At 62.4% G+C, this 21,383-nt stretch carries 22 protein-coding genes and 1 other RNA gene; 12 read left to right on the forward strand and 11 right to left on the reverse strand.

The genetic code is table 11. The features are described 5' to 3' along the window. Positions 1–2: 2 nt before the first annotated feature. On the reverse strand, positions 3–440 hold the full coding sequence (locus tag LT40_RS03900; RefSeq protein ID WP_043186779.1) for a Z-ring associated ZapG family protein: 438 nt from the start codon (positions 438–440) through the stop codon (positions 3–5). A 139-nt stretch (positions 441–579) separates the two neighbouring features. Between LT40_RS03900 and LT40_RS03905 the strand changes: the two genes are divergently transcribed. From LT40_RS03905 to zapE, 3 genes are all read left to right on the forward strand, one after another. Further along, positions 580–1,209, forward strand: a complete 630-nt coding sequence (locus tag LT40_RS03905; protein WP_043186781.1) for an alpha/beta hydrolase — start codon at positions 580–582, stop codon at positions 1,207–1,209. Positions 1,210–1,243: 34 nt separating this feature from the next. Then, entirely contained in the window at positions 1,244–2,593 is a 1,350-nt protein-coding gene (locus LT40_RS03910; RefSeq protein WP_043186783.1) for a tryptophan--tRNA ligase, read from the forward strand. 85 nt (positions 2,594–2,678) lie between these two features. Next, positions 2,679–3,773, forward strand: a complete 1,095-nt coding sequence (gene zapE / locus LT40_RS03915; RefSeq protein WP_043186785.1) for a cell division protein ZapE — start codon at positions 2,679–2,681, stop codon at positions 3,771–3,773. Between the two features lie 93 nt (positions 3,774–3,866). Here zapE and LT40_RS03920 read toward each other — a convergent pair whose 3' ends face one another. Further along, on the reverse strand, positions 3,867–4,763 hold the full coding sequence (locus LT40_RS03920) for a GlxA family transcriptional regulator (RefSeq protein ID WP_167335532.1): 897 nt from the start codon (positions 4,761–4,763) through the stop codon (positions 3,867–3,869). 323 nt (positions 4,764–5,086) lie between these two features. Then, on the reverse strand, positions 5,087–6,127 hold the full coding sequence (locus LT40_RS03925; protein WP_043186789.1) for an NADP(H)-dependent aldo-keto reductase: 1,041 nt from the start codon (positions 6,125–6,127) through the stop codon (positions 5,087–5,089). A 250-nt stretch (positions 6,128–6,377) separates the two neighbouring features. Between LT40_RS03925 and rplM the strand changes: the two genes are divergently transcribed. From rplM to LT40_RS03960, 7 genes are all read left to right on the forward strand, one after another. Then, positions 6,378–6,806, forward strand: a complete 429-nt coding sequence (rplM, locus tag LT40_RS03930; RefSeq protein WP_043186791.1) for a 50S ribosomal protein L13 — start codon at positions 6,378–6,380, stop codon at positions 6,804–6,806. A 14-nt stretch (positions 6,807–6,820) separates the two neighbouring features. Next, positions 6,821–7,213: a 30S ribosomal protein S9 gene (rpsI, locus tag LT40_RS03935; RefSeq protein WP_043186793.1), complete on the forward strand. Its 393-nt coding sequence runs from the start codon at positions 6,821–6,823 to the stop codon at positions 7,211–7,213. Between the two features lie 131 nt (positions 7,214–7,344). Then, positions 7,345–7,953 carry a ubiquinol-cytochrome c reductase iron-sulfur subunit gene (petA, locus tag LT40_RS03940; RefSeq protein WP_043193279.1) on the forward strand — a complete coding sequence of 203 codons (609 nt, stop codon included), beginning with the start codon at positions 7,345–7,347 and terminating at the stop codon, positions 7,951–7,953. Continuing rightward, positions 7,953–9,167, forward strand: a complete 1,215-nt coding sequence (locus LT40_RS03945) for a cytochrome b (protein ID WP_043186795.1) — start codon at positions 7,953–7,955, stop codon at positions 9,165–9,167. Before petA ends, LT40_RS03945 begins: the two co-directional genes overlap by 1 nt. A 29-nt stretch (positions 9,168–9,196) precedes the next feature. Then, the gene (locus LT40_RS03950; RefSeq protein ID WP_420329682.1) at positions 9,197–9,892 is read left to right on the forward strand and encodes a cytochrome c1; all 696 of its coding nucleotides are present in this window, start codon (positions 9,197–9,199) and stop codon (positions 9,890–9,892) included. 88 nt (positions 9,893–9,980) lie between these two features. Then, positions 9,981–10,598 carry a glutathione S-transferase N-terminal domain-containing protein gene (locus LT40_RS03955; protein ID WP_043186799.1) on the forward strand — a complete coding sequence of 206 codons (618 nt, stop codon included), beginning with the start codon at positions 9,981–9,983 and terminating at the stop codon, positions 10,596–10,598. A 17-nt stretch (positions 10,599–10,615) separates the two neighbouring features. Beyond that, positions 10,616–11,047: a ClpXP protease specificity-enhancing factor gene (locus LT40_RS03960; protein ID WP_043186801.1), complete on the forward strand. Its 432-nt coding sequence runs from the start codon at positions 10,616–10,618 to the stop codon at positions 11,045–11,047. A gap of 58 nt (positions 11,048–11,105) precedes the next feature. Here LT40_RS03960 and LT40_RS03965 read toward each other — a convergent pair whose 3' ends face one another. The 8 genes from LT40_RS03965 to LT40_RS04000 form a co-directional block, all read right to left on the reverse strand. Then, complete coding sequence (locus LT40_RS03965; RefSeq protein ID WP_052393231.1) at positions 11,106–12,149, reverse strand: fimbrial protein; 1,044 nt, start codon at positions 12,147–12,149, stop codon at positions 11,106–11,108. After that, complete coding sequence (locus tag LT40_RS03970; protein ID WP_052393234.1) at positions 12,146–14,683, reverse strand: fimbria/pilus outer membrane usher protein; 2,538 nt, start codon at positions 14,681–14,683, stop codon at positions 12,146–12,148. Before LT40_RS03970 ends, LT40_RS03965 begins: the two co-directional genes overlap by 4 nt. Before the next feature lie 36 nt (positions 14,684–14,719). Next, a complete protein-coding gene (locus tag LT40_RS03975) occupies positions 14,720–15,466 on the reverse strand; it encodes a fimbrial biogenesis chaperone (RefSeq protein WP_158497435.1) in 747 nt (248 codons plus the stop codon). Positions 15,467–15,519: 53 nt separating this feature from the next. Then, positions 15,520–16,065, reverse strand: coding sequence for a fimbrial protein (locus tag LT40_RS03980; protein ID WP_043186805.1), 546 nt, complete (start codon positions 16,063–16,065; stop codon positions 15,520–15,522). Between the two features lie 188 nt (positions 16,066–16,253). Continuing rightward, complete coding sequence (locus LT40_RS03985; protein ID WP_043186807.1) at positions 16,254–16,832, reverse strand: BON domain-containing protein; 579 nt, start codon at positions 16,830–16,832, stop codon at positions 16,254–16,256. Then, positions 16,829–17,422: a phosphoheptose isomerase gene (locus LT40_RS03990; protein WP_043186809.1), complete on the reverse strand. Its 594-nt coding sequence runs from the start codon at positions 17,420–17,422 to the stop codon at positions 16,829–16,831. The genes LT40_RS03985 and LT40_RS03990 overlap by 4 nt, the downstream gene beginning before the upstream one ends. 120 nt (positions 17,423–17,542) lie before the next feature. Next, positions 17,543–17,914, reverse strand: coding sequence for a YraN family protein (locus LT40_RS03995; protein ID WP_043186811.1), 372 nt, complete (start codon positions 17,912–17,914; stop codon positions 17,543–17,545). Continuing rightward, positions 17,914–19,707, reverse strand: coding sequence for a penicillin-binding protein activator (locus tag LT40_RS04000; protein ID WP_043186813.1), 1,794 nt, complete (start codon positions 19,705–19,707; stop codon positions 17,914–17,916). Before LT40_RS04000 ends, LT40_RS03995 begins: the two co-directional genes overlap by 1 nt. Before the next feature lie 197 nt (positions 19,708–19,904). Here LT40_RS04000 and rsmI point away from each other — a divergent pair, with 197 nt between their 5' ends. Both rsmI and rnpB read left to right on the forward strand, forming a co-directional pair. Next, entirely contained in the window at positions 19,905–20,774 is an 870-nt protein-coding gene (rsmI, locus tag LT40_RS04005; protein WP_043186816.1) for a 16S rRNA (cytidine(1402)-2'-O)-methyltransferase, read from the forward strand. A 74-nt stretch (positions 20,775–20,848) separates the two neighbouring features. Next, positions 20,849–21,221: RNase P RNA component class A (gene rnpB, locus LT40_RS21010), an RNA gene on the forward strand. The last annotated feature ends 162 nt before the right edge of the window (positions 21,222–21,383 follow it).

The raw sequence follows: 21,383 nt of genomic DNA on the forward strand, positions 1-21,383 counted from the left end.
TCTTACTTGCGCTTGAGCCCGTACTGCTCGTCCAGCATGCCAGGTCCGTTCGGCGACTTGGGCGCGTAGTCGCGCGGAGGTTCGGCGTCGCGCGGTGGCGTCAGGCGCTCACGGTGGGGCTGCGGAACGTCCGAATGCAGGGCGGCCAACAGGCGCTGACGGGTCAATTCGTCCAGGGCCAGGCGATCGGCGCCTTCGGCCAGGTGATCCTGGACTTCCTGATAGCTCTGGGTCAGCTTCTTGACCAGAATGGCAGTGCTGTTGAAGTGAGTGACCACTTCGTTCTGGTAGGTATCGAAGCGTTCCTGGATATCATCCAACTGACGCTGCGTACCATTGGGCACGGCGCGAGGTGCCAGGCGCGCGACGGCAAAACCGATGACCACACCAACCACCAGGGCCACGGCCGGCAACAACCAAACTAGGAGCGAGAGTTCCACGAGTCCTTCCTCTATAAACGGCTTTGCTTTACGTTAACGGCTCGGACCTGCGCTGTATACCGCGCGCTTGCGCAATTTCACAGGACAGAATCTTCCAGCTAGACGAGTCGACCCCGCTTGGGGTCACGGAGTTCACCCCTTGCTCATCCGCGAAACCGCAGTTTTCATCGACGGCCCGCTGGGCCCACTCGAAGCGTTGTACCTCGACACCGCCCAAGCCACCGGCATTGCCTTGATCTGCCATCCCAATCCGGTACAGGGCGGGACCATGCTCAACAAGGTCGTCTCCACCTTGCAGCGCACTGCCCGCGATGCCGGCATGCTGACGCTGCGCTTCAACTACCGCGGCGTAGGTGCAAGTGCCGGGAGCCATGACATGGGCAGTGGCGAGGTCGACGATGCCCAGGCGGTGGCTGCCTGGCTTCGAGCAAAACACCCCGAGCTGCCGCTGACCATTCTGGGCTTTTCCTTTGGCGGTTTCGTGGCAGCGACTTTGGCCGGCCGCCTGGAGGCTGAAGGCGAGGCGGTGAAGCAGTTGTTCATGGTTGCCCCGGCGGTCATGCGCATCACCGAAAGCCTACCGGTACACGCCACGTTGACCGTGATCCAGCCGGACGCCGACGAAGTGGTCGATCCACCGCTCGTCTACGACTGGTCGGACAAGCTCGAGCGCCCCCACGAGCTGCTGAAAGTGGCAGAATGCGGGCACTTTTTCCACGGCAAGCTGACCGACCTCAAGGATCTGCTGCTGCCGCGCCTTTCGAATTGATGCCCGTCCACGGGCCCTGAACAAGAATCGACCCATGACCACTCGTATCCTGACCGGTATCACCACCACTGGCACGCCTCACCTGGGCAACTACGCCGGCGCCATCCGCCCGGCGATCGTCGCCAGCCGCCAGAGCGATGCCGACTCGTTCTATTTCCTGGCCGACTACCACGCCCTGATCAAATGCGATGACCCGCTGCGCATCCAGCGCTCGCGTCTGGAAATCGCGGCCACCTGGCTGGCGTCGGGCCTGGACGTGGAGCGGGTGACGTTTTACCGGCAATCCGATATTCCGGAAATCCCCGAGCTGACCTGGCTGCTAACCTGCGTGGCCGCCAAGGGCCTGCTCAACCGCGCCCACGCCTACAAGGCGTCGGTGGACAAGAACGTGGAAACCGGCGAAGACCCGGATGCGGGCATTTCCATGGGCCTCTACAGCTATCCGGTGTTGATGGCCGCCGATATCCTGATGTTCAACGCGCACAAGGTGCCGGTCGGCCGCGACCAGATCCAGCACGTGGAAATGGCCCGCGACATTGGCCAGCGCTTCAACCACCTGTTCGGCAAGGGCCGCGAGTTCTTCGTCATGCCCGAGGCCTTGATCGAGGAAAGCGTCGCCACCTTGCCCGGCCTGGACGGGCGCAAGATGTCCAAGAGCTACGACAACACCATCCCGTTATTCACCAGCGCCAAGGACATGAAAGACGCCATCTCGCGCATCGTCACCGACTCGCGCGCGCCGGGCGAAGCCAAGGACCCGGACAACTCGCACCTGTTCACCCTGTTCCAGGCCTTCGCCACGTCCGAGCAGAGCGCCGAGTTCCACGCCGCGCTGCGCGAAGGGTTGGGTTGGGGCGAGGCCAAGGCGCGCCTGTTCAACCTGCTCGATGCCGAGCTGGGTGAAGCCCGCGAGCGGTATCACCACTTCATCGAGCGCCCGGCCGAACTGGAAGACATCCTTCTGGCCGGCGCCGCCAAAGCCCGTGCCGTCGCCACGCCGTTTCTGGGTGAGCTGCGCGAGGCGGTGGGGCTGCGCTCGTTCCGCGAGCAGGTTCAGGTGACCACGGCAGGCAAGAAGAAAGCCGCCAAGGCTGCACGTTTCGTCAGCTTCCGTGACGACGACGGCAGCTTCCGCTTCCGTCTGCTCCACGCCGGCGGCGAGCAACTGCTGCTGTCGCGCAGCTTCGCCGACGGCAAGGCGGCCGGGCAGGTCAGCAAGCAATTGCAGCAGGGCGGTGAACTGGACATCCGCAGCGATGCCGAAAGCTTCACGCTGTGGCTGGACGACACCTGCGTGGCCGATGGCCCGACGTTCACCACGACAGAAGCCCGCGATACCGCCATTCAGGCGTTGCGCAAGGCACTGCAGCCCCAAGGGGAGTGATGCGACACCCTGTCGCAAAGCTCATTGCCATTATCCTGGGCCGTCGCTACAGTGACGGCCCGTTTTTGTTGCCTTGCTAACGAATATGACGCCCCTAGAACGATACCAAGCCGATCTCAAACGTCCCGAATTCTTCCACGACGCCGCCCAGGAAAATGCCGTCCGCCACCTGCAGCGTCTGTACGACGATCTGGTCGCCGCCGAGCACAGCAAACCTGGCGTGTTCGGCAAGCTGTTCGGCAAGAAGGAGCCCAAGCTGGTCAAGGGCATCTACTTCTGGGGCGGCGTAGGCCGCGGCAAGACCTACCTGGTCGACACCTTCTTCGACGCCTTGCCGTTCGAGCAGAAAGTGCGCACGCACTTCCACCGTTTCATGAAGCGCGTGCACGAGGAACTGAAAACCCTCAAGGACGTGAAGAACCCGCTGACGGTGATCGCCAAACGCTTCTCCGACGAGGCGCGGGTGATCTGCTTCGACGAGTTCTTCGTTTCGGACATCACCGACGCGATGATCCTGGGCACCTTGATGGAAGAGCTGTTCAAGAATGGCGTGACCTTGGTGGCCACTTCCAACATCGTGCCAGACGGCTTGTACAAGGACGGCCTGCAGCGAGCGCGTTTCCTGCCGGCGATCGCCTTGATCAAGGAGAACACCGAGATCGTCAACGTCGACAGCGGCGTCGACTATCGCCTGCGTCACCTGGAGCAGGCCGAGCTGTTCCACTCGCCGCTCAACGAAGCTGCCCAGGCGAGCATGCGCGAAAGCTTCAAGGCGCTGACCCACAACAGTACCAAAGTGGTCGAGAACGACCCCCTGATGATCGAGAATCGCGAGATCCGTGCGCTGCGCACCTGCGATGACGTGGCCTGGTTCGAATTCCGCGAGCTGTGCGACGGCCCACGCAGCCAGAACGACTACATCGAGCTGGGCAAGATCTTCAACGCCGTGCTGATCAGTGGCGTCGAGCAGATGAGCGTGACCACCGACGACATCGCGCGGCGCTTCATCAACATGGTCGACGAGTTCTACGACCGTAACGTGAAGCTGATCATCTCAGCCGAAGTGGAGCTCAAGGACCTGTACACCGGTGGCCGCCTGAACTTCGAGTTCCAGCGCACCCTCAGCCGCCTGCTGGAAATGCAGTCCCACGAGTTCCTCTCGCGGGCGCACAAGCCCTGACAGACCGCAGCGCCTGATTCGCGGCCGCTGACCGCTCCCACAATTGTCCGTGGGAGCGGTCAGTGGCCGCGAAAGGCGCACCGCAATGTTTCTTCAAGCCGCCTGCATGAACTGCTGCCGATAGCCATTGGGTGACAGCTCGGTGTGCTGGCGGAACAACCGGGCAAAGAAACTCGCATCGTCATACCCCACCTCATAGCTGATGGTCTTGACGCTCTTGCGGGTACCCGACAACAGCCCTTTGGCAGTTTCGATGCGCAGCCGTTGCAAGTAATGCAGCGGCTTGTCGCCGGTAGCGGCATGGAAGCGCCGCATGAAATTGCGAATGCTCATGCCGCGCTCGCGCGCCACATCCTCGAAGCGGAATTTCTCGGCGAAATGTTCTTCCAGCCACTGCTGGATGTGCAGGATCGGCACGTCGCGGTGCAGCTTCTGGCCACCGAAACCAATGCGGCCCGGCGTATAGCTGCGCTGCACTTCGTACAAGGTGTCGCGCGAGACCGCCTGGGCCACGTGAGCCCCGCAGAAGCGTTCGATCAGGTGAATGTACAGGTCGCAGGCCGACACCGGCCCACCGGCGCAGAACAGGTTGTCGGCGTCGGTCAGGTGCTTGTCCTGATTGAGCCTGACGCGTGGAAAGCGCTGTTTGAATTCCTCGAAGAAACGCCAGTAGGTGGTCGCTTCCTTGCCGTCCAGCAGGCCGCTGGCGGCCAACCAGAACACACCGCTGGCCTCGCCGCACAGTACCGCGCCGCGTGCATGTTGCGCGCATAGCCAAGGCAGCACCTGGGGGTAGCGTGCCGCAGCACTGTCGAAGTCACCCCAGCAGGCAGGCAGGATGATCAGGTCGGCATCTTCCAGGCCACCGTCCACGGGCAGCATGACCTCACTGAAGCTGCGCACCGGCAGGCCGTTCGGGCTGACCAGGCGTGTTTCGAACAGCGCATGACGCTCCAGGCTCATCTGCTTGCCATAGCGCAGGCTGGCCATGTGGAAGAAGTCCTTGGCCTGCATCAGGGTCGAAGCCATGACTTGGTCGGTGGCCAGAATGCAGACCCGCCGCAGCGCGGGCGTATGGGGCGTGAAGATCATGATTTTATTCTTGTGGGGTGAAAGCGGTCAGGATATGGCCGAAGTGCCGTTGGATTCAAGCGAGGCCGAGAATGCGATGCCGGCGCTGGCCCCTTCGCGGCCACAGACCGCTCCCACAAAGGCACACGGTCCCTGTGGAAGGCATTCTTTGGCCGCATACGATCCCTGTGGGAGCGGCCAGTGGCCGCGAAGAGGCCCGCAAGATCAGCCGAGATCAGCGATCAGGGTGCTGGATTCGGCTGCCCCTGGTGGATTGCCTCGATGCCGGCCAGTACTTCTTCGGACAACACCAGCTCGATGCTTGCCAGGTTGCTGTCCAGTTGCTCCAACGAAGTTGCGCCAATGATGTTGCTGGTCACGAACGGCTGCGCGGTGACGAAGGCCAAGGCCATCTGCGCCGGGTCCAGGCCATGCTCGCGGGCCAGGGCCACGTAGCGGCTGGTGGCAGCCACTGCCTGCTCGTTGGCGTAGCGGGTGAAGCGGCTGAACAACGCCAGACGACTGCCAGCCGGGCGCGCGCCATTCTCGAACTTGCCCGAGAGCATGCCGAACGCCAGGGGCGAGTAGGCCAGCAGCCCGCATTGCTCGCGGATGGCTACTTCGGCCAGACCGACCTCGAAGGTGCGGTTGAGCAGGTTGTAGGGGTTCTGGATGGACACCGGGCGGGGCAGGGTGCCGCTGTCGGCCAGGCCGAGAAACTTCATGGTGCCCCACGGCGTTTCGTTGGACAGCCCGACGTGGCGGATCTTGCCAGCCTTGACCTGCTCGTCGAGCACCTGCAGGGTTTCCTGCAGCGGCGTGTCGAGGTGATCCTGGGTGTGCTGGTAGCCCAGCTTGCCAAAGAAATTGGTGCTGCGTTCGGGCCAGTGCAACTGATAGAGGTCGATCCAGTCGGTCTGCAGGCGCTGCAGGCTGGCGTCCAGCGCCGCGACGATGTGCTCGCGGTTGAATTTCAGCTGGCCGTCGCGGATATGGCTGATGCCATTGCCGGGGCCGGCGATCTTGCTGGCCAGGATCCAGTCGGCCCGGTCGCCCTGGCGCTTGAACCAGTTGCCGATCACCCGCTCGGTGGCAGCATAGGTTTCCGGACGCGGTGGCACGGGGTACATTTCCGCCGTGTCGAGGAAATTGATGCCGGCCGCCTTGGCCCTTTCTATCTGCGCGAAGCCTTGCTCCTCGGTGTTCTGCTCGCCCCAGGTCATGGTACCCAGGCACAGCGCGCTCACGTTCAGATCGGTACGTCCCAGCTGGCGATAGTGCATCGGTGACTCCTCTTGGCAAAGGAATCATAAAAGCAGGTTGATATTTTTTTCGCAATCTGGATAATTCGGCCCCTCTCTGTGAAGTGGAAGTGATGCCCCCCTCCCGGAAGAATTTTGCCGTGTATGTGACGCGAAGACCCGAGCCCCCCAAAAGTGTCCCGTGCCCGGCTGCCTTTGACTTGTCAAAGTAAGCACTATTCAGTAAGATCCGCCGTCTCTTTTTGCTGGGCGGCCCCTGAGGCTATAAAGAATGAAAACTTTTACTGCTAAACCGGAAACAGTAAAGCGCGACTGGTTCGTCGTTGATGCTGCTGGTCAGACCCTGGGTCGTCTGGCTACAGAAATCGCGAGCCGTCTGCGTGGCAAGCACAAGCCTGAGTACACTCCTCACGTTGACACCGGCGACTACATCGTCGTCATCAACGCCGAGCAGGTGCGTGTCACTGGTGCCAAGACCACTGACAAAATCTACTACTCCCACTCCGGTTTCCCGGGCGGTATCAAGTCGATCAACTTCGAAAAGCTGATCGCCAAGGCGCCTGAGCGCGTGCTCGAGACCGCGGTCAAGGGCATGCTGCCCAAGAACCCGCTGGGTCGCGACATGTACCGTAAGCTGAAAGTCTATGCGGGCGCTGCTCACCCTCATACTGCTCAGCAGCCCCAAGAACTGAAGTTTTAACGGAATAGTTCATTATGTCGGCGACTCAAAATTACGGCACTGGCCGTCGCAAGACCGCAACCGCTCGCGTTTTCCTGCGTCCGGGCACCGGTAACATCTCCATCAACAATCGCACTCTGGACACCTTCTTCGGTCGCGAAACTGCCCGCATGGTAGTTCGCCAGCCGCTGGAGCTGACCGAGAACACCGAGAAGTTCGACATCTACGTCACCGTTATCGGTGGTGGTGTCAGCGGTCAAGCCGGTGCGATCCGTCACGGTATCACCCGTGCGCTGATGGAATACGACGAAGCACTGCGTCCAGCCCTGCGTAAAGCAGGCTTCGTGACTCGCGATGCTCGTGAAGTTGAACGTAAGAAAGTCGGTCTGCGTAAAGCGCGTAAGCGTCCGCAGTACTCGAAGCGTTAATTCGCGTCTTCGTTCCAGAAAAACCCGGTTCTCGCGAGCCGGGTTTTTTTTCGCCCGTCAATCCTGGGGAGGCGCTGGTACACTGCGCGCAAGACAATGCAGACGCCTGTTGCAGCAGGCTAAGGTTCATGATGGCGGAAGAGCAGGGCGGCGCATGTGACATCGACCAGGGTCGCCGGCGTTTTCTGGTCAGGACCACGGCGCTGGTAGGCGCTGCCGGTGCGGTCGGCGCAGCCGTGCCGTTCGTGGCTTCATGGCAGCCCAGTGCCAAGGCGCGCGCTGCAGCGGCGCCGGTCAAGGTGAACATCGCCAAGATCGAGCCGGGGCAGCAGATGGTTGCCCGGTGGCGTGGCCAGCCCGTGTTCATCTGTCGACGCACGCCGCAGGTACTCGAAAATCTTGCCCACGACACCGGGCATCTAGCCGACCCTGAATCGCACGATTCGGATCAGCCGGCTTACGTGGATGCTTCGCTGCGCGCCATCAAGCCCGACGTGCTGGTGGTGGTCGGCATCTGCACGCACCTGGGCTGCTCGCCCACCTTTCGCCCCGAGGTCGCTCCGGCTGACCTCGGCCCCGACTGGCAAGGCGGGTACTTCTGCCCTTGTCACGGCTCGCACTACGATCTGGCCGGGCGCGTCTATAAGGCCCAGCCTGCACCTTTGAACCTCGCCGTGCCACCGCATTTCTACGAAAGTGCCGACGTGCTGGTGCTGGGAATCGACGGGGAGAACACCTGATGCGTGGCCTGTTGCAATGGATCGAAGCACGGCTGCCGGTGGGCAGGGCGTGGCGCGACCACCTGAGCCAGTATTACGTGCCGAATAACCTGAACGTGTTCTACCTCTTCGGATCCCTGGCGCTGCTGATGCTGCTCAATCAGTTGCTCACCGGCATCTGGCTGACCATGAACTACACGCCGACCGCCGAAGGCGCCTTCGCGTCCATCGAATACATCATGCGCGACGTTGAATATGGCTGGCTGCTGCGCTACCTGCATTCCACCGGTGCTTCGGCATTCTTCATCGTGATCTACCTGCACATGTTTCGTGGGCTGCTGTATGGCTCCTATCAAAAGCCCCGCGAGCTGGTGTGGGTCTTCGGCATGTCGATCTACCTGCTGCTCATGGCCGAAGCCTTCATGGGCTACCTGCTGCCGTGGGGGCAGATGTCGTACTGGGGCGCGCAGGTGATCATTTCCCTGTTCGGTGCCATCCCTATCGTAGGCGCCGATCTGGCCCAGTGGATTCGCGGCGACTACCTGGTGTCGGGCGTTACCTTGAACCGCTTCTTTGCGTTGCATGTAGTGGCATTGCCGCTGTTGATCGTGGCGCTGGTGGTGCTGCACATTCTGGCGCTGCACGAGGTGGGCTCGAACAACCCCGACGGCATCGATATCAAGCGCCTGCGCGATGTGGACGGCAAGCCGCTGGACGGCATTGCCTTCCATCCCTACTACACGGTCAAGGACCTGCTCGGGGTGGCGGTGTTCCTGTTCGTGTTCAGCGCCGTGGTGTTGTTCTTTCCGCAGATGGGCGGTTACTTCCTGGAGCCGGCCAACTTCGAGCCGGCCAACGTGCTCAAGACGCCGGAACACATCGTGCCGGTCTGGTACTTCACCCCGTTCTACGCCATCCTGCGCGCCGTGCCCGACAAGCTCATGGGCGTGCTTGCCATGGGTTTCGCCATTGCCATCCTTTTCGTCCTGCCCTGGCTGGACCGCAGCCCGGTCAAGTCGATGCGCTACAAGGGCTGGATGAGCCGCACGGCGCTGGCGCTGTTCTGCATCGCGTTCGTGACCCTCGGCTACCTGGGCATGCAACCGGCCACCGCCATCACCACCTGGGTGGCCCGGGTGTGTATGGCGTTGTACTTCGGCTACTTCCTGGCCATGCCGCTGTACACCCGCCGCGAGGTCACACGGCCGGTGCCCGATCGGGTGCCGCGCCGATGAAAGCGCTGATTGCTGTCTTGCTATGGCTGATGGTGCCGCTAGCGGCCTGGGCGACCCCTGCCGCATCAATCGTGCAGCCGATCGAGATCGATATGGCCGACAAGGCCGCGTTGCGCGACGGTGCGAGCACGTTCGTCGGCTATTGCATGGGTTGCCATGGGGCCAGGTTTCAGCGCTACCAAAGGGTGGCCGACGACCTGGGCATACCTTATGAGCAGATGCTCAAAACCCTGGCACCGGCAGGCGCAAGCATTGCCGATCACATGGAAACGCGTCTGCAGCCAGCCGACGCCACAGCGTGGTTTGGCGCCGAGGTGCCCGACTTGACCCTGGTTGCCCGCGTGCGCGGCACCGACTGGCTGTACGCCTATCTGCGCGGCTTTCATGCCGACCCGGCACGGCCCTGGGGTGTGAACAATATCGTCTACCCCAACGTTGGCATGCCCAACGTGCTGGAGAGCCTGCAAGGGCGCCAGGTGCTCGACTGTCCAGAGGCGTCGGCGGCGCAGCCGTGCACGCGTCTGCGGGTGATACCGGGCACCGGCAGCCTCGATGCGCAGCAATTCGACGACAAGGTCAGGAACCTGGTGGCGTTCCTCGCGTACTCGGCCGACCCGGTCAAGGCACGAAGCCAGCAGATCGGCCTGTACGTATTGCTGTACCTGGCGTTGCTGGTCATTCTCGCTTACTTGCTGAAACGCGAATACTGGAAGGACGTGGGTTGAAAGTGCGGTAAACTTCGCGGCTTGCTTGCGCCCCCTGCGGGTGGTGCTCGTTTTTGCATTCATACTCTTATACGCGAGGAGGACCGCCATGGGCGTGACCAATCGGTTGGCCTGTTACTCCGACCCCGCCGACCACTATTCTCATCGGGTACGCATCGTTCTCGCCGAGAAAGGCGTCAGCGCAGAGATCATCAACGTGGAGGGCGGTCGCCTGCCACCCCGGCTGATCGAAGTGAATCCCTACGGCAGCACGCCCACACTGGTCGACCGCGACCTGGCCCTGTTCGAGTCGACCGTGGTCATGGAATACCTCGACGAACGCTATCCGCATCCGCCGCTGCTGCCGGTGTATCCGGTGGCGCGCGCCAACAGCCGGCTGCTGATCCACCGCATCCAGCGCGACTGGTGCGGCCTGGCCGACCTGATCCTGGATCCGCGCAGCAAGGAGGCCGCTCGTGTTCAGGCGCGCAAGGAACTTCGCGAGAGCCTGACCGGCGTCTCGGCGCTGTTCGCCGACAAGCCCTGCTTTCTCAGCGAGGAGCAAAGTCTGGTCGACTGCTGTCTACTGCCGATACTCTGGCGCTTGCCGATCATGGGTATCGAACTGCCGCGGCCTGCCAAGCCGCTGCTCGACTATATGGAACGTCAGTTCGCGCGGGAGGCCTTCAAGGCCAGCCTGTCTGCCGCTGAACGTGAAATGCGCTAGGTTTTGAGGAGCCGTTGATGAACTCCAGTCGTCCCTATTTGATCCGTGCTCTGTACGAGTGGATCGTCGACAATGACTGTACCCCGCACATGCTGGTCAACGCCGAGTATCCTTCGGTCCAGGTCCCGAAAGGGTTCGCCAGCGATGGCCAGATCGTGCTGAACGTTTCACCCAGTGCCGTGCGCAACTTGCACATGGACAACGAAGCGGTCAGTTTCGACGGTCGCTTCGGTGGCGTGTCGCACACGCTGTTCGTGCCGTCGGGCGCCATTCTGGGCATCTACGCTCGCGAGAACGGGCAGGGCATGGTGTTCGATCTGGAATCGCCTGAACTGGACGAGGATGAAGCCGAATTCGAGGACATCGTCGAATCCGACGACGATACCCCGCCACCGGGCAGCCCACCGCCCCGGCCTTCCGGGCGTCCGAGCCTGAAAGTAGTGAAATGAAAAAAGGCGACCCGAGTGGGTCGCCTTTTTTTATGCCTGGTTGCCGGGTGTCGGAGGGTCAGCGAAAGGTCACCGTGAAGTTGACCGTGGCATTGGCCGTACCGCCTTCCACGGGTGTATCGCCTACCTGGATATAGCGCGCAAGCAGCGGCACCTCGGTTACCCCATCCTGAACATGCAGGATAGGCACTTCCTGGTTCAGTGCGACCGGGCTCCTGTCTTTTTTCAGGATCTGCACACCGATGCCTGTGGCCGTCGACTCCGGCCGCAAGCCGATGATCCCCAAGGCGGCATCGACCACCGTCGAGCCTTTGGAGGGTTCGAGGCGCACGTTGGCGAAGTTGCCCAGAAAGTAGTTCCAGGGATAGTTGCGCGAGTACGTGCCAGCGGTGCAGGTCTGCAAGGTGATGGCGAAAGCCTTGCTGGCGCCGGCGCTGCCGGCTGTGGAAAAGTCTTTGACGTTGGTAGGCGCCATCGTCACGTCCACCTGGTTGTTCCCGGCACTGGGCATGGCGCAGCCCGCCACCACGATGGTCTGGCTCAGGGTCAGGGAGCTTTGCAGCGTACCGTTGAACATCACGCGCAAGGCATTGAGGTTGAGTTGATGGCTGCCGGGTGCGATGGGGCCGGTCTTGTACAGCCAGTAATAGAAACGGGTCATGTAGTTGGAGCCGGGGCAAGAGAAAGCGCTTTTGGGAAAGTAGCGGTCCGAGTCGGGAATCAGTCCGCCGCTTGGCGAATAGCAGAGGCTGCCCGTTCCCATGACAGCAGCTATAGCGATGCCTGGTATGTTGGTCTTATAAAGATGGTTACCTATGTCACGGGTTCCCGTGCTGCCGTTGCTGGCAGCAGGTACCGAAGGCTCTGCGGGCCCGGCAAGCATTTCCAGCAAGACGGGGCGGCCTTCACATCTATGCCCGACAGAGGTGTCGTAATTGACCGAGTTGCCGGTGATGACCGACCCCACGGGTGCATCGCGCGGTACATAGGCCGTATAGCTGTGAGTCTCTTGTGCCACCGGTGGCGGGCAGGCGGCCCAGGTATGGCCAACCGCCAGGGCGGTGCCCAGTGCGGCCAGCGCAGGCAAGCGATGAATGTTCATGAAGGAACCCGTTGCGACAGTGATTGAGGTACTGGGCCGACGTCGGCCATTTCGGCGGCGGGCTGGCACACCAGCGTTCGCACGGCTTGCGGGCTCGTCTCGGCGTGTGCTGGTGGCGCAAGGTCGATGATGCACTGCCCGTCGGCTCGCTCGTTCCACTTGGCCACCAGTTCACGGGCAGACTCGTCCACGGCGAGCAATACCTGCCCGCCAGGGCCCACCACGCCAACGGACTGGTTCTCGCGATCGAACACCTGACTGCCGAACGGAGGCTGTTTGCCGTTGGCCAGACGCAGTACCGCGATGATCTTGCGGGTCCGACTGACCTCGAAACGCGCCCTCACCACCGCCCCTCGGCGGGGTACCGATTGCAGCACGCCATTGTCGATATCCACTTCCATGCCCAGGTGCTCGGTGTCCAGGGCCACGCGGTTGCGCCGATAGGGCGAGAGGTAGGGCACGATGGCGTAACCGTCGGCATTGGTACGGGCACCGGGGCTGTTCTGCACACCGACGTTGGCCACACCGCTGGCATCGATCAGGGCGATGGTTTCACCCAACGGTTGTCCGAACGCCAGGCCGTCGGGATGTGCGAGCACCGAGCCCGAAGCGCTCACCGTGGCCTGTCGATAGCCGTCGCCGGCCGCGAATGCTGCGCCGGTCATCAGCTTGGCCGAGCGATAATTCAGCGAGGCTGCCCCGGACTGGCTGCCCTGCTCGGAATGGCTGATATCCACGCCATAGCGCCAGTCATTGGCTCGGTCGAGGCCCCCCGCGACGCTGGCCCTGTGGCCGAGGGCGCCCTGGCTGGCCGAAGCGCTGTAGGTCGCGGAAGAGCTACCACCCAGCGGCATCGACACCGTCAGGCTCAGCTGATGCTGGCCAGCGCTGTCCGAGCCCAGGTTGCGGTTGGCGTACAGGCCATAGCTGATACCGCGCCAGTAGGTATTCAAGCCAAGCTGTACACGCTGCTCGGTGTCGCGCCCGCGCCAATACGTCTGCTGAAACACGCCTAGATACAACGAGCCCTGTGCAGTGGCCTGGGCAAGGCTGACTTCGATCCGATTGCGCTTGCTGCCCAGGAATCGCTCGGTAGGTGACTGCTGCCACACCGCTTCGCTGAAATCGCGATAGCCCTCGGTGGAGTAGCGATAGCCAGCAAAACGCAGCGAGGTGCCGGTGGCGAAGGACTTGCCGTAGCGCCAGCCGTAGCTCTTGCCCTGGTCGCGCGCCTGGCCGGGATTGTCGGTCCAGGCTTGAGTCACATCCAGGGAAAGGGCGCCGAGGCTGCCCAGGCTCTTGCCCAGGCCGCCTTGGACCGCGCGATAGAAGCTGCTCGCCTGTATGCCGCCATAGGCGGTCATGTCCAACGGCAAGCCGTAGGCCAGGGTGGCTTCGGTGAAACCGGGTGTGGAGCTGTCGGCACCGGTGTTGTATTCGCCCACGGTAATGCTGTGCCGCCAGATACCGGGGCGCAGCATGTTGCTCAACGTGGCATAGGGCTGAACGAAACGCTGCTCACGCCCGTCCGCTTCGGTCACGATCACCTCGAGCTCGCCGCTGCCGCCGGCAGCGTTGAGGTTGTCGATGACGAAAGGGCCGGGTGGCACGTAGGTGGTATAGAGCGAATAACCATTCTGGCGCACTTCCACCTTGGCCTGGGTCTGAGCCAGGCCGCGCACCACCGGTGCATAGCCTTGCAGCGCGTCGGGCAGCATGCTCATATCGCTGGCCAGTGACACGCCTCGGTAGGGCAGGCTGTCGAAGACATTGCCCGGTGTAAAGTGCTCGCCTGCGGTCAAGGTGCCCCACTGGCGCGGCAAGTCCCGTTGTGCATAGGTGTTGTTGCGCTGCCACTGCGAAACGGTGTTCGGACTCTTGATGAAGGCAGAGCTCGAACGCAGTCGCCAGCCCGCCAGGTTCACGCCAGCCTGCAGGTAAAGGCTGCCCTGATAATGGCTGCCTTCGCCCTCGCGGTGCACCTGTGCGGCGCTGGCCTGGTAATTGAGCAGGGCGGCGTCGATACCGCTGTCCCATTCCTGCTCGTCGATGAAGCCGTCGGTGGAGCTGTGCAGAAACGCCTGCGGTATGCTTAGCTCGAGGGTCATGGCTCGCGGGTCGAATTGCTGGGCAGCCCCTTCGAAATGCTCGCCCAGGCTCACGCACGGCTCACTCTGACCGGGAGCCAGGGCCACGCCCCAGCCGTCCAGCAGCGCGGGGGTGAAGCAGGCTTGCAGGCGGTCCTCGCCGGGTGCGCGGAAAAACCTCAGGGTCTGCTGTTCGAGGCGTTTGCCGTTGAGCCGTACCGTGACGGGATACATGCCCGGTGGCAGCCCTTCCTGGCCGCGCAGATGGTTCAGGTCGATGACCTGCTCGGGGTCGCTGGCGCCGAATGTTCGCAGAAAGCTGCGATCGAATACTTCGTCGGATTCAGCTGCGCAGGCATCCGGCGAGGCGCACAGCAGGCAGCCGGCCAGTACCGTCGGCCATGGCCATGGCCAGGCAGCGCAGCGTTTGGGTAAGTAGTTGGGCATATCATCGCTCGGCAACGTCCCTGTGCCTGTCGTCGATCAGGCGCCGCCTGCAACAGGCACGCGCACGGGTTCGGAGTAGCCGCCATGATCGTTGATGGTGGAAAACACCACGCTGTCGGGCAGCCACGACGGTTCGTTCAGTGGGTAGTGGCGCACCGAGCGGGGCGCCACCATCAGCGGCGCGGCTATTTCATGTTCGCGCTTGGCGTCGGCCACTTTGATACCGATGAACGACACATGGTAGGGCGTGGGGTTGTCGACTTGCAGGGTCCGTCGACCGTTTTCGCGCTGCAGCGACCACTGCAATTGTTCACCCGCCTGCAGCACCGTGCCCGGCAGGCCCGGGGGGCGGTAGAACATCTTGATGCGTGTGCGCAGGGCCACTTTCAGCACGTTGTCGTCAGAGTCGCGGCTGGCCGGAATCTCCTGCACGTTGAAGTAGAACAGCGATTCCCTGTCGCCGGGCAAGCGGGCACCGACATCCAGGATGCGCACACTTTGCTCTTGCCGTGAATCCAGCCTGAACAAGGGTGGCGTGGCCATGAATGGCGTTGCCTGGGTGTCGTCGTCGGCTTCGGTATTGATCCAGGCCTGCACGGCATAATGCTGCGCGGTGGGGTTGCTGACAGTGACCGAAACTTCCTGCTTGCTGCCGTCGAACACCACACGGGTGTTGTTGAGCACGATGCCCGCCTGTGCTGGCCCGCAAGCTATCGCCATAAGTGCAAGGCTCAGCAGCAACGGCCAGCGCCGCAGAGGTGGAGGTGGAGGTGGAGTAGTCATGTCGAATCCTTGAAAGTGAAGCGGCGCGCAGGCATGCCTGCGCGCAGGATTGATCAGTGAATCTCGACCGTGAACGCAGCCTTGCCTTTGGCTGGCCCTGCCGTGGCCGCCCCGGTGGCAATGTAGTTGGCGGTGAACGCCATGGGCTCTTCGGGCTTGAGGTAGGCAGCAGACGGCTCGTTGAGTCGTACTTCGTTACCCGAGGCGTCGCGGATCTGAATGGCGACGTTCTTGGCCGCTGTCGCCGGATTTTCCAGACCCAGCCATTGACCGTTCGGGCCTTGCGCACCGGTCAGGCCGATGAAGGTGACGGAGGCGGACTTGTCCTTGAGGTCGCATCCAGGGTCAGTGGCGTCGACCATCAGGGCGAAGTGACCACCACCGGCCACGTCACCGGCTTTTTTCAGGGTGTTGACCGACACCTTGCCGATGAAAGCCTCGCCTTTGACGCCGCCGGAGGTGTCGCCCACGCTGATGACGCAGGTGCTGGTGTCGACAGAGCCGTTGAAGTTGATTTCACCGTCGGCTGCATTCGCCAGGCTGGCTGCGCTGGCCAGGCCGGCGGCACAGAGAAGTTGCGCGAGTTTGTAGCTGTTCATAGCGTGCCCTTTTCGATACTGAGAAGTTGATCTGTCTTTTTGCGTTACCAAAGAAGCCGGTATCGCGTTGACGGATCGGAATTCTGCTCAGTCGCGGGCGCACGCCCCATAGGAAAATTCCCAAACTGCAAAAACAAGACGGCCCCTGAACGGGGCCGCCTCTTACTCGTCCTACAGCAAGCTTTGGGTCAGTCGATGTACTCGAACAACTTGACGATTTTCTGCACGCCGGACACGCCCTGCACCAGATTGGTAGCACGAGTGGCCTCGGCTTGGGTCAGCAGGCCCAGCAGGTAGACGATGCCGTTCTCGGTCACCACCTTGATGCGCGAACCGGGGATGGCGCTGTCGGCCAGCATCTGGGTCTTGATCTTGGTGGTCAGCCAGGCATCGTTGTTGCGTGCCAGCAGCGAGGAGGGCGCCAGCACCTGGATTTCGTTGTGGACCTTCTTGACTCGCTGCACTTCGCTGGCCGCTTGCTCGGCCAGGGTCTTGAGGTCAGCGCGCGGCGTCTGGCCGGCGAGCAGGACCACACCGTTGTAGCTGGTCACGACCACATGGGAGTTCTTGTCCAGATCGATGTTGGCCTTGGCGATATTGACCGATACCTTGGTTTCGATCAGCGAATCATCGATCTTGCTGCCCAGGGTACGGGTGCCGCGGTCGTCGTCGATCGGCTTGTCGCGTGTAGCGGTCAGGACCGAACTGCAGCCGGTGACGCTCAAGGCCAGGCTCAGGGCCACTAGGGCAAGGCGGGTACGCTTCATTCTTCACTCCCGAACAATTGGCTGTCGATCAAGTCGCAGAGGCAGTGGATCGCCAGCAGGTGAACTTCCTGGATACGTGCCGTGACGTTGGCAGGCACGCGAATCTCGACGTCTTCTGGCAGCAGCAGGGAGGCCATGCCGCCCCCGTCGCGGCCGGTTAGGGCAACCACCACCATGTCACGGTCGTGGGCGGCCTGGATCGCCTGGATGATGTTGGCCGAGTTGCCGCTGGTGGAGATGGCCAGCAACACGTCCCCAGGCTGCCCCAGGGCGCGGATCTGTTTGGAGAATACCTCGTTGTAGCTGTAGTCGTTGGCGATCGAGGTGATCGTCGAGCTGTCGGTGGTCAGGGCGATGGCGGGCAGGCTGGGGCGTTCGCGTTCGAAGCGGTTGAGCAGTTCGGACGAGAAATGCTGGGCATCGCCGGCCGAGCCACCGTTGCCGCACGACAGCATCTTGCCGTCGCTGAGCAGCGCGCCGACCATGACCTGGCTAGCTTGTTCGATGTACGGTGCAAGGACTTCCATCGCCTGTTGCTTGGTATCGATACTGGCCTGGAAAAGCTGGCGAATTCGGGATTGCATGTCCATCAAGGTGACCTTAAGTAGGGCGGCTGGTCGGGCAAGACCGCAGGGCTGCGGCGGTTCCCGGCACAAGAGTGTGCAGCCCGCAAAGCAAAGAGCAAGAACGGGTGGCAAGGGTGTCTAGGGTCAGCTGTCGAAGGCATTGCGTATCCAGTTCAGGCGCGTGGCCTGGGTACCGGTGCCTTCCAGGGCAACCACGTCGAACCGGCATGGGTGTTGGGCCCAGCGCGCTTCCTTGATGAGGAAGTACTGCGCGGCCATCACCAGCTTTTCGCGCTTGCGGGCATCGATGCTGGCCAACGCTCCACCCCATTGTGCGTGCAGGCGATAGCGGACCTCGACGAATACTACTGTATCGCCCTCTAGCATGACCAGATCAAGCTCGCCTCGTTTGCACAGCCAGTTCTGTGCCAGCAGGCTCAGGCCCTGTGCACGCAAGTGCTCCAGGGCTTGCTGCTCGGCCTCGCGACCCGCCTTCTGGCGGGGGCTTAGCGACATTACGGCGTGGTGTTGGGCAGGCGCTGGACTTGACCACCAACGAACTGCGCCCACGGCAATTGGCGTTCGATGCGCTGGGTGGCGCTCATGCCCAGATTACCGGACAGACCCTCGACACGGCTGTCGGGCAGGGCCTTGAGCTGGCCCAGGCGCGCGGCCAAGGTGTAGGCATCGACGCCCATGGCGTACAACCGGCCCATGCTGCCGTTGGCCTGTGGCCACTGACGCACGACCTGCTGGCGCAATGGATTGCTGGAGTCGAGCAGCCAGGGCGTCTCGCAGAAGCGAATGCCGGTCATGTCGTTGTACTGGGCCTGGTCACCACTGGCACTGAACACATGCGAAGTGGCGTAGACCGGAAGGTCGCCGGCGTACTGGAAGTTCAGGGTCGGCTTGATCTGCTGGGCCTGCTGGGGCGTGGCAGCCAGGAAGATGAAGTCGATGTCCTGGCGGCGCGATGCCTGTGCGCCGGTGCTGCTCTGCAGGCCACTGCCGGCATTGCGCACATTGAGCATGCTGGCGATCTGTTGAGCCAGTTGCACGGGCTGGTCGACGCGTTCGGCTGCAACCAGGGTGCCGCCATTGGCTTCAAAGTCTTGACGGAAGGCGTTGAGGACGCGGTCGCCCCAGTCGCCCTTGGGGATCATGGCAGCGGCGTTATGCAGACCGTCGGCACGTGCCCGACGCGAGACTTCGCGGGCTTCGTCTTCGGCGGCCAGGCCGAACTGGAACAGCTGGGGTGGGCCAACCTGATTGCTGTCGCTGTAGTTCAGCGCCAGGGTCGGCAGCGGCAACTGAGCACGTGCTGCCAGCTGCTTGACCAGTGGTTTTTCCAGCGGACCGATCACCAGCTGCACGCCTTGGGCCTGGGCCTGGCGGTAGAAGTCGTCGAGCGAAGTCAGGCGCGAACTGTCGATCACGTCGATCACCGGCGGCTTCTGGCCGGCTTGCTGGGCTTGATAGTAGGCGGCCATGAAGCCTTCGCGCAGGGCGCGCGCCACACCCGCCAGTTGCCCATCCTGAGGCAGCAGCAAGGCGATGCGGGTCAATGGCTGACTGGCCAGGGCCTTGAGCTTGACCAGGGGCGTCGGCAGCTGGCGAGCGGCTGGATGAGTGGCGTGCTGGGCTACCCAAGTATCGATGGCGGCTTGCTGCTGTTCCAGGGTGCCCGCCGATTTGACCGCCAGGGCCAGGCTCAACCAGCCAGCGAAATCGTCGCTGCCCTGGTTTTGCAGTTGCTCCACCGGCAGCGAACCTACCAGTGCCCAGATGGCTTCGTGATTCTGCCCAGCGGCGTCACCACTGAGCAGCGGCGCGACGAACACCCGCTCGCGGGCTGCGGCCAGGACCTGGCCGTCGGCTTCCAGCGCGCGTGCGCGAACCAGATGGGTACGCACCTGCTGGTCCGCAGGCAGTTCGCCCAGGCGCTGCAGACTTGGATGGTGGAGCGCGGCGAGCGCGGCCTTGGCGTCGTTGCGGGTCAGCGCAAGCTCTGCGCCCAGCGTGCTGGCCAGGATCTGCAGGCCCGGCTTGAGCAGTTCGATGCGCACCTGCTGCAGGATCTGCGTCGCACGGCTTGCGTCGCCTTGCCGCGCGGCCTGGTCCGCAGCGCTCAGGCGCAGAACGGACGCTTCTTCCGGCGACTTGCTGGCAGTGGCGCGTTCGAGCAGTTGCTCGACGGTGGCGTCCGGAGTGCGGGGCAGCTCACCGAGATTGGATGAAGGCGAACTGGCGCACGCAGCCAGCAAGGCGGCGAGGCATAGGGCAGATAGAAGCCGCAGGCAGGCTGTCATGGGTATCTTCCTGATTTACTCGATCAATATACGGGCAAGTGTACCCAAGCATCGGCGAGGGTGCGATGAAGAAGGCAAGCGCGTCCTTATATAGGACGAGCAAATGTTTCACCCGAGCGGTGCCGAATCGCAGGACAAGCACTGGGTGGCGCAGAGCCTGTACAATGCCGGTTTGGCCGAACGACAAGGTGTGTGCTGTGACTGCTTCAAGCGCTTCTAATTCCACCCCAGGCACACTTTATGTAGTCGCCACGCCCATCGGCAATCTGGACGACATGAGCGCACGCGCGTTGAAGATCCTGAGCGACGTGGCGCTGATCGCAGCCGAAGACACGCGCCATTCGCTACGCCTGATGCAGCACTTCGGTTTGAATACGCCGTTGGCCGCCTGCCACGAGCACAATGAGCGGGATGAAGGCAGCCGGTTCATTCAGCGATTGCTGGCAGGCGATGACGTGGCGCTGATTTCCGATGCCGGTACGCCGCTGATTTCCGACCCCGGCTACCACCTGGTGCGGCAGGCGCGCGCGGCGGGCGTGCAGGTGGTGCCGGTGCCTGGGCCCTGCGCCCTGATCGCGGCGCTGTCGGCCGCAGGCCTGCCCTCGGACCGGTTCATCTTCGAAGGCTTCCTGCCGGCCAAGACCGCCGGCCGTTGCGCGCGCCTTGAACAGGTCCGGGAAGAGCCGCGCACCTTGATCTTCTACGAGGCGCCGCATCGCATACTCGAATGCCTGCAGGACATGGAGAAAGTCTTCGGCGGCGAGCGTCCCGCGCTGTTGGCGCGCGAATTGACGAAAACCTTTGAAACCCTCAAGGGGCTGCCGCTGTCGGAGTTGCGTGCGTTCGTGGAAGCCGACAGCAACCAGCAGCGTGGCGAGTGTGTGGTACTGGTGGCTGGATGGACCGCCCCGCTCAGCGACGAGGCTGTCAGCGGCGAGGTCATGCGCGTTCTCGACCTGTTGTTGGCGGAGATGCCGCTCAAGCGCGCTGCTGCCGTTGCCGCAGAGATCACTGGGGTGCGCAAAAACCTGCTTTATCAGGTCGCGCTGGAAAAACAGAAGGCATGATGCCGATCCCCAGAGCTCGATCGGTGTGATTAAAGCTTGTCCTAGCCGGTGCATGTCGTTAACCTGCGCGCCGGAGAGTCGATCGGACAGTCGCTGCCCGTTTTTGTTCCGCAACTTGTTGCAGGGCAAGCGGGGGGAGGAAAGTCCGGGCTCCATAGGGCAGAGTGCCAGGTAATGCCTGGGAGGCGCGAGCCTACGGAAAGTGCCACAGAAAATAACCGCCTAAGCGCGCAAGCGCCGGTAAGGGTGAAAAGGTGCGGTAAGAGCGCACCGCACGTCTGGCAACAGTTCGTGGCTAGGTAAACCCCACTCGGAGCAAGACCAAATAGGGTTCCATATGGCGCGGCCCGCGTTGGAACCGGGTAGGTTGCTAGAGGTGTCCAGCGATGGCCATCGTAGAGGAATGACTGTCCTCGACAAAACCCGGCTTACAGATCGACTCTCCACCTTTTTCCCTCGCATTACTTCGTAAAAAACGGCTGCCAAATCCCCTTTGGTAATGTCGAAAAATTCTTAGTCTTGAGACTCTACTTTAAGTTCAAGACGCAGACGCTTGAACTTAAACGGCTTTATGTCTCCCTCGCGTGCTTCAAATGCCGCGTCCCCTTC

The organism is Pseudomonas rhizosphaerae (assembly GCF_000761155.1).
GTDB classification, from domain to species: Bacteria; Pseudomonadota; Gammaproteobacteria; order Pseudomonadales; family Pseudomonadaceae; genus Aquipseudomonas; species Aquipseudomonas rhizosphaerae.

Excerpts from the sequence above, each read along its gene's own strand:
- zapE (WP_043186785.1), top strand. The coding sequence starts at position 2,679 with ATGACGCCCCTAGAACGATACCAAGCCGATCTCAAACGTCCCGAATTC.
- LT40_RS03960 (WP_043186801.1), top strand. The coding sequence starts at position 10,616 with ATGAACTCCAGTCGTCCCTATTTGATCCGTGCTCTGTACGAGTGGATC.
- rplM (WP_043186791.1), top strand. The coding sequence starts at position 6,378 with ATGAAAACTTTTACTGCTAAACCGGAAACAGTAAAGCGCGACTGGTTC.
- rpsI (WP_043186793.1), top strand. The coding sequence starts at position 6,821 with ATGTCGGCGACTCAAAATTACGGCACTGGCCGTCGCAAGACCGCAACC.
- LT40_RS03955 (WP_043186799.1), top strand. The coding sequence starts at position 9,981 with ATGGGCGTGACCAATCGGTTGGCCTGTTACTCCGACCCCGCCGACCAC.
- LT40_RS03970 (WP_052393234.1), bottom strand. The coding sequence starts at position 14,683 with ATGCCCAACTACTTACCCAAACGCTGCGCTGCCTGGCCATGGCCATGG.
- LT40_RS03945 (WP_043186795.1), top strand. The coding sequence starts at position 7,953 with ATGCGTGGCCTGTTGCAATGGATCGAAGCACGGCTGCCGGTGGGCAGG.
- LT40_RS03985 (WP_043186807.1), bottom strand. The coding sequence starts at position 16,832 with ATGAAGCGTACCCGCCTTGCCCTAGTGGCCCTGAGCCTGGCCTTGAGC.
- LT40_RS03980 (WP_043186805.1), bottom strand. The coding sequence starts at position 16,065 with ATGAACAGCTACAAACTCGCGCAACTTCTCTGTGCCGCCGGCCTGGCC.
- LT40_RS04000 (WP_043186813.1), bottom strand. The coding sequence starts at position 19,707 with ATGACAGCCTGCCTGCGGCTTCTATCTGCCCTATGCCTCGCCGCCTTG.
- LT40_RS03925 (WP_043186789.1), bottom strand. The coding sequence starts at position 6,127 with ATGCACTATCGCCAGCTGGGACGTACCGATCTGAACGTGAGCGCGCTG.
- LT40_RS03990 (WP_043186809.1), bottom strand. The coding sequence starts at position 17,422 with ATGGACATGCAATCCCGAATTCGCCAGCTTTTCCAGGCCAGTATCGAT.
- LT40_RS03910 (WP_043186783.1), top strand. The coding sequence starts at position 1,244 with ATGACCACTCGTATCCTGACCGGTATCACCACCACTGGCACGCCTCAC.
- LT40_RS03950 (WP_420329682.1), top strand. The coding sequence starts at position 9,197 with ATGGTGCCGCTAGCGGCCTGGGCGACCCCTGCCGCATCAATCGTGCAG.
- LT40_RS03975 (WP_158497435.1), bottom strand. The coding sequence starts at position 15,466 with ATGACTACTCCACCTCCACCTCCACCTCTGCGGCGCTGGCCGTTGCTG.
- LT40_RS03995 (WP_043186811.1), bottom strand. The coding sequence starts at position 17,914 with ATGTCGCTAAGCCCCCGCCAGAAGGCGGGTCGCGAGGCCGAGCAGCAA.
- LT40_RS03920 (WP_167335532.1), bottom strand. The coding sequence starts at position 4,763 with ATGGCCAGCCTGCGCTATGGCAAGCAGATGAGCCTGGAGCGTCATGCG.
- LT40_RS03965 (WP_052393231.1), bottom strand. The coding sequence starts at position 12,149 with ATGAACATTCATCGCTTGCCTGCGCTGGCCGCACTGGGCACCGCCCTG.
- petA (WP_043193279.1), top strand. The coding sequence starts at position 7,345 with ATGGCGGAAGAGCAGGGCGGCGCATGTGACATCGACCAGGGTCGCCGG.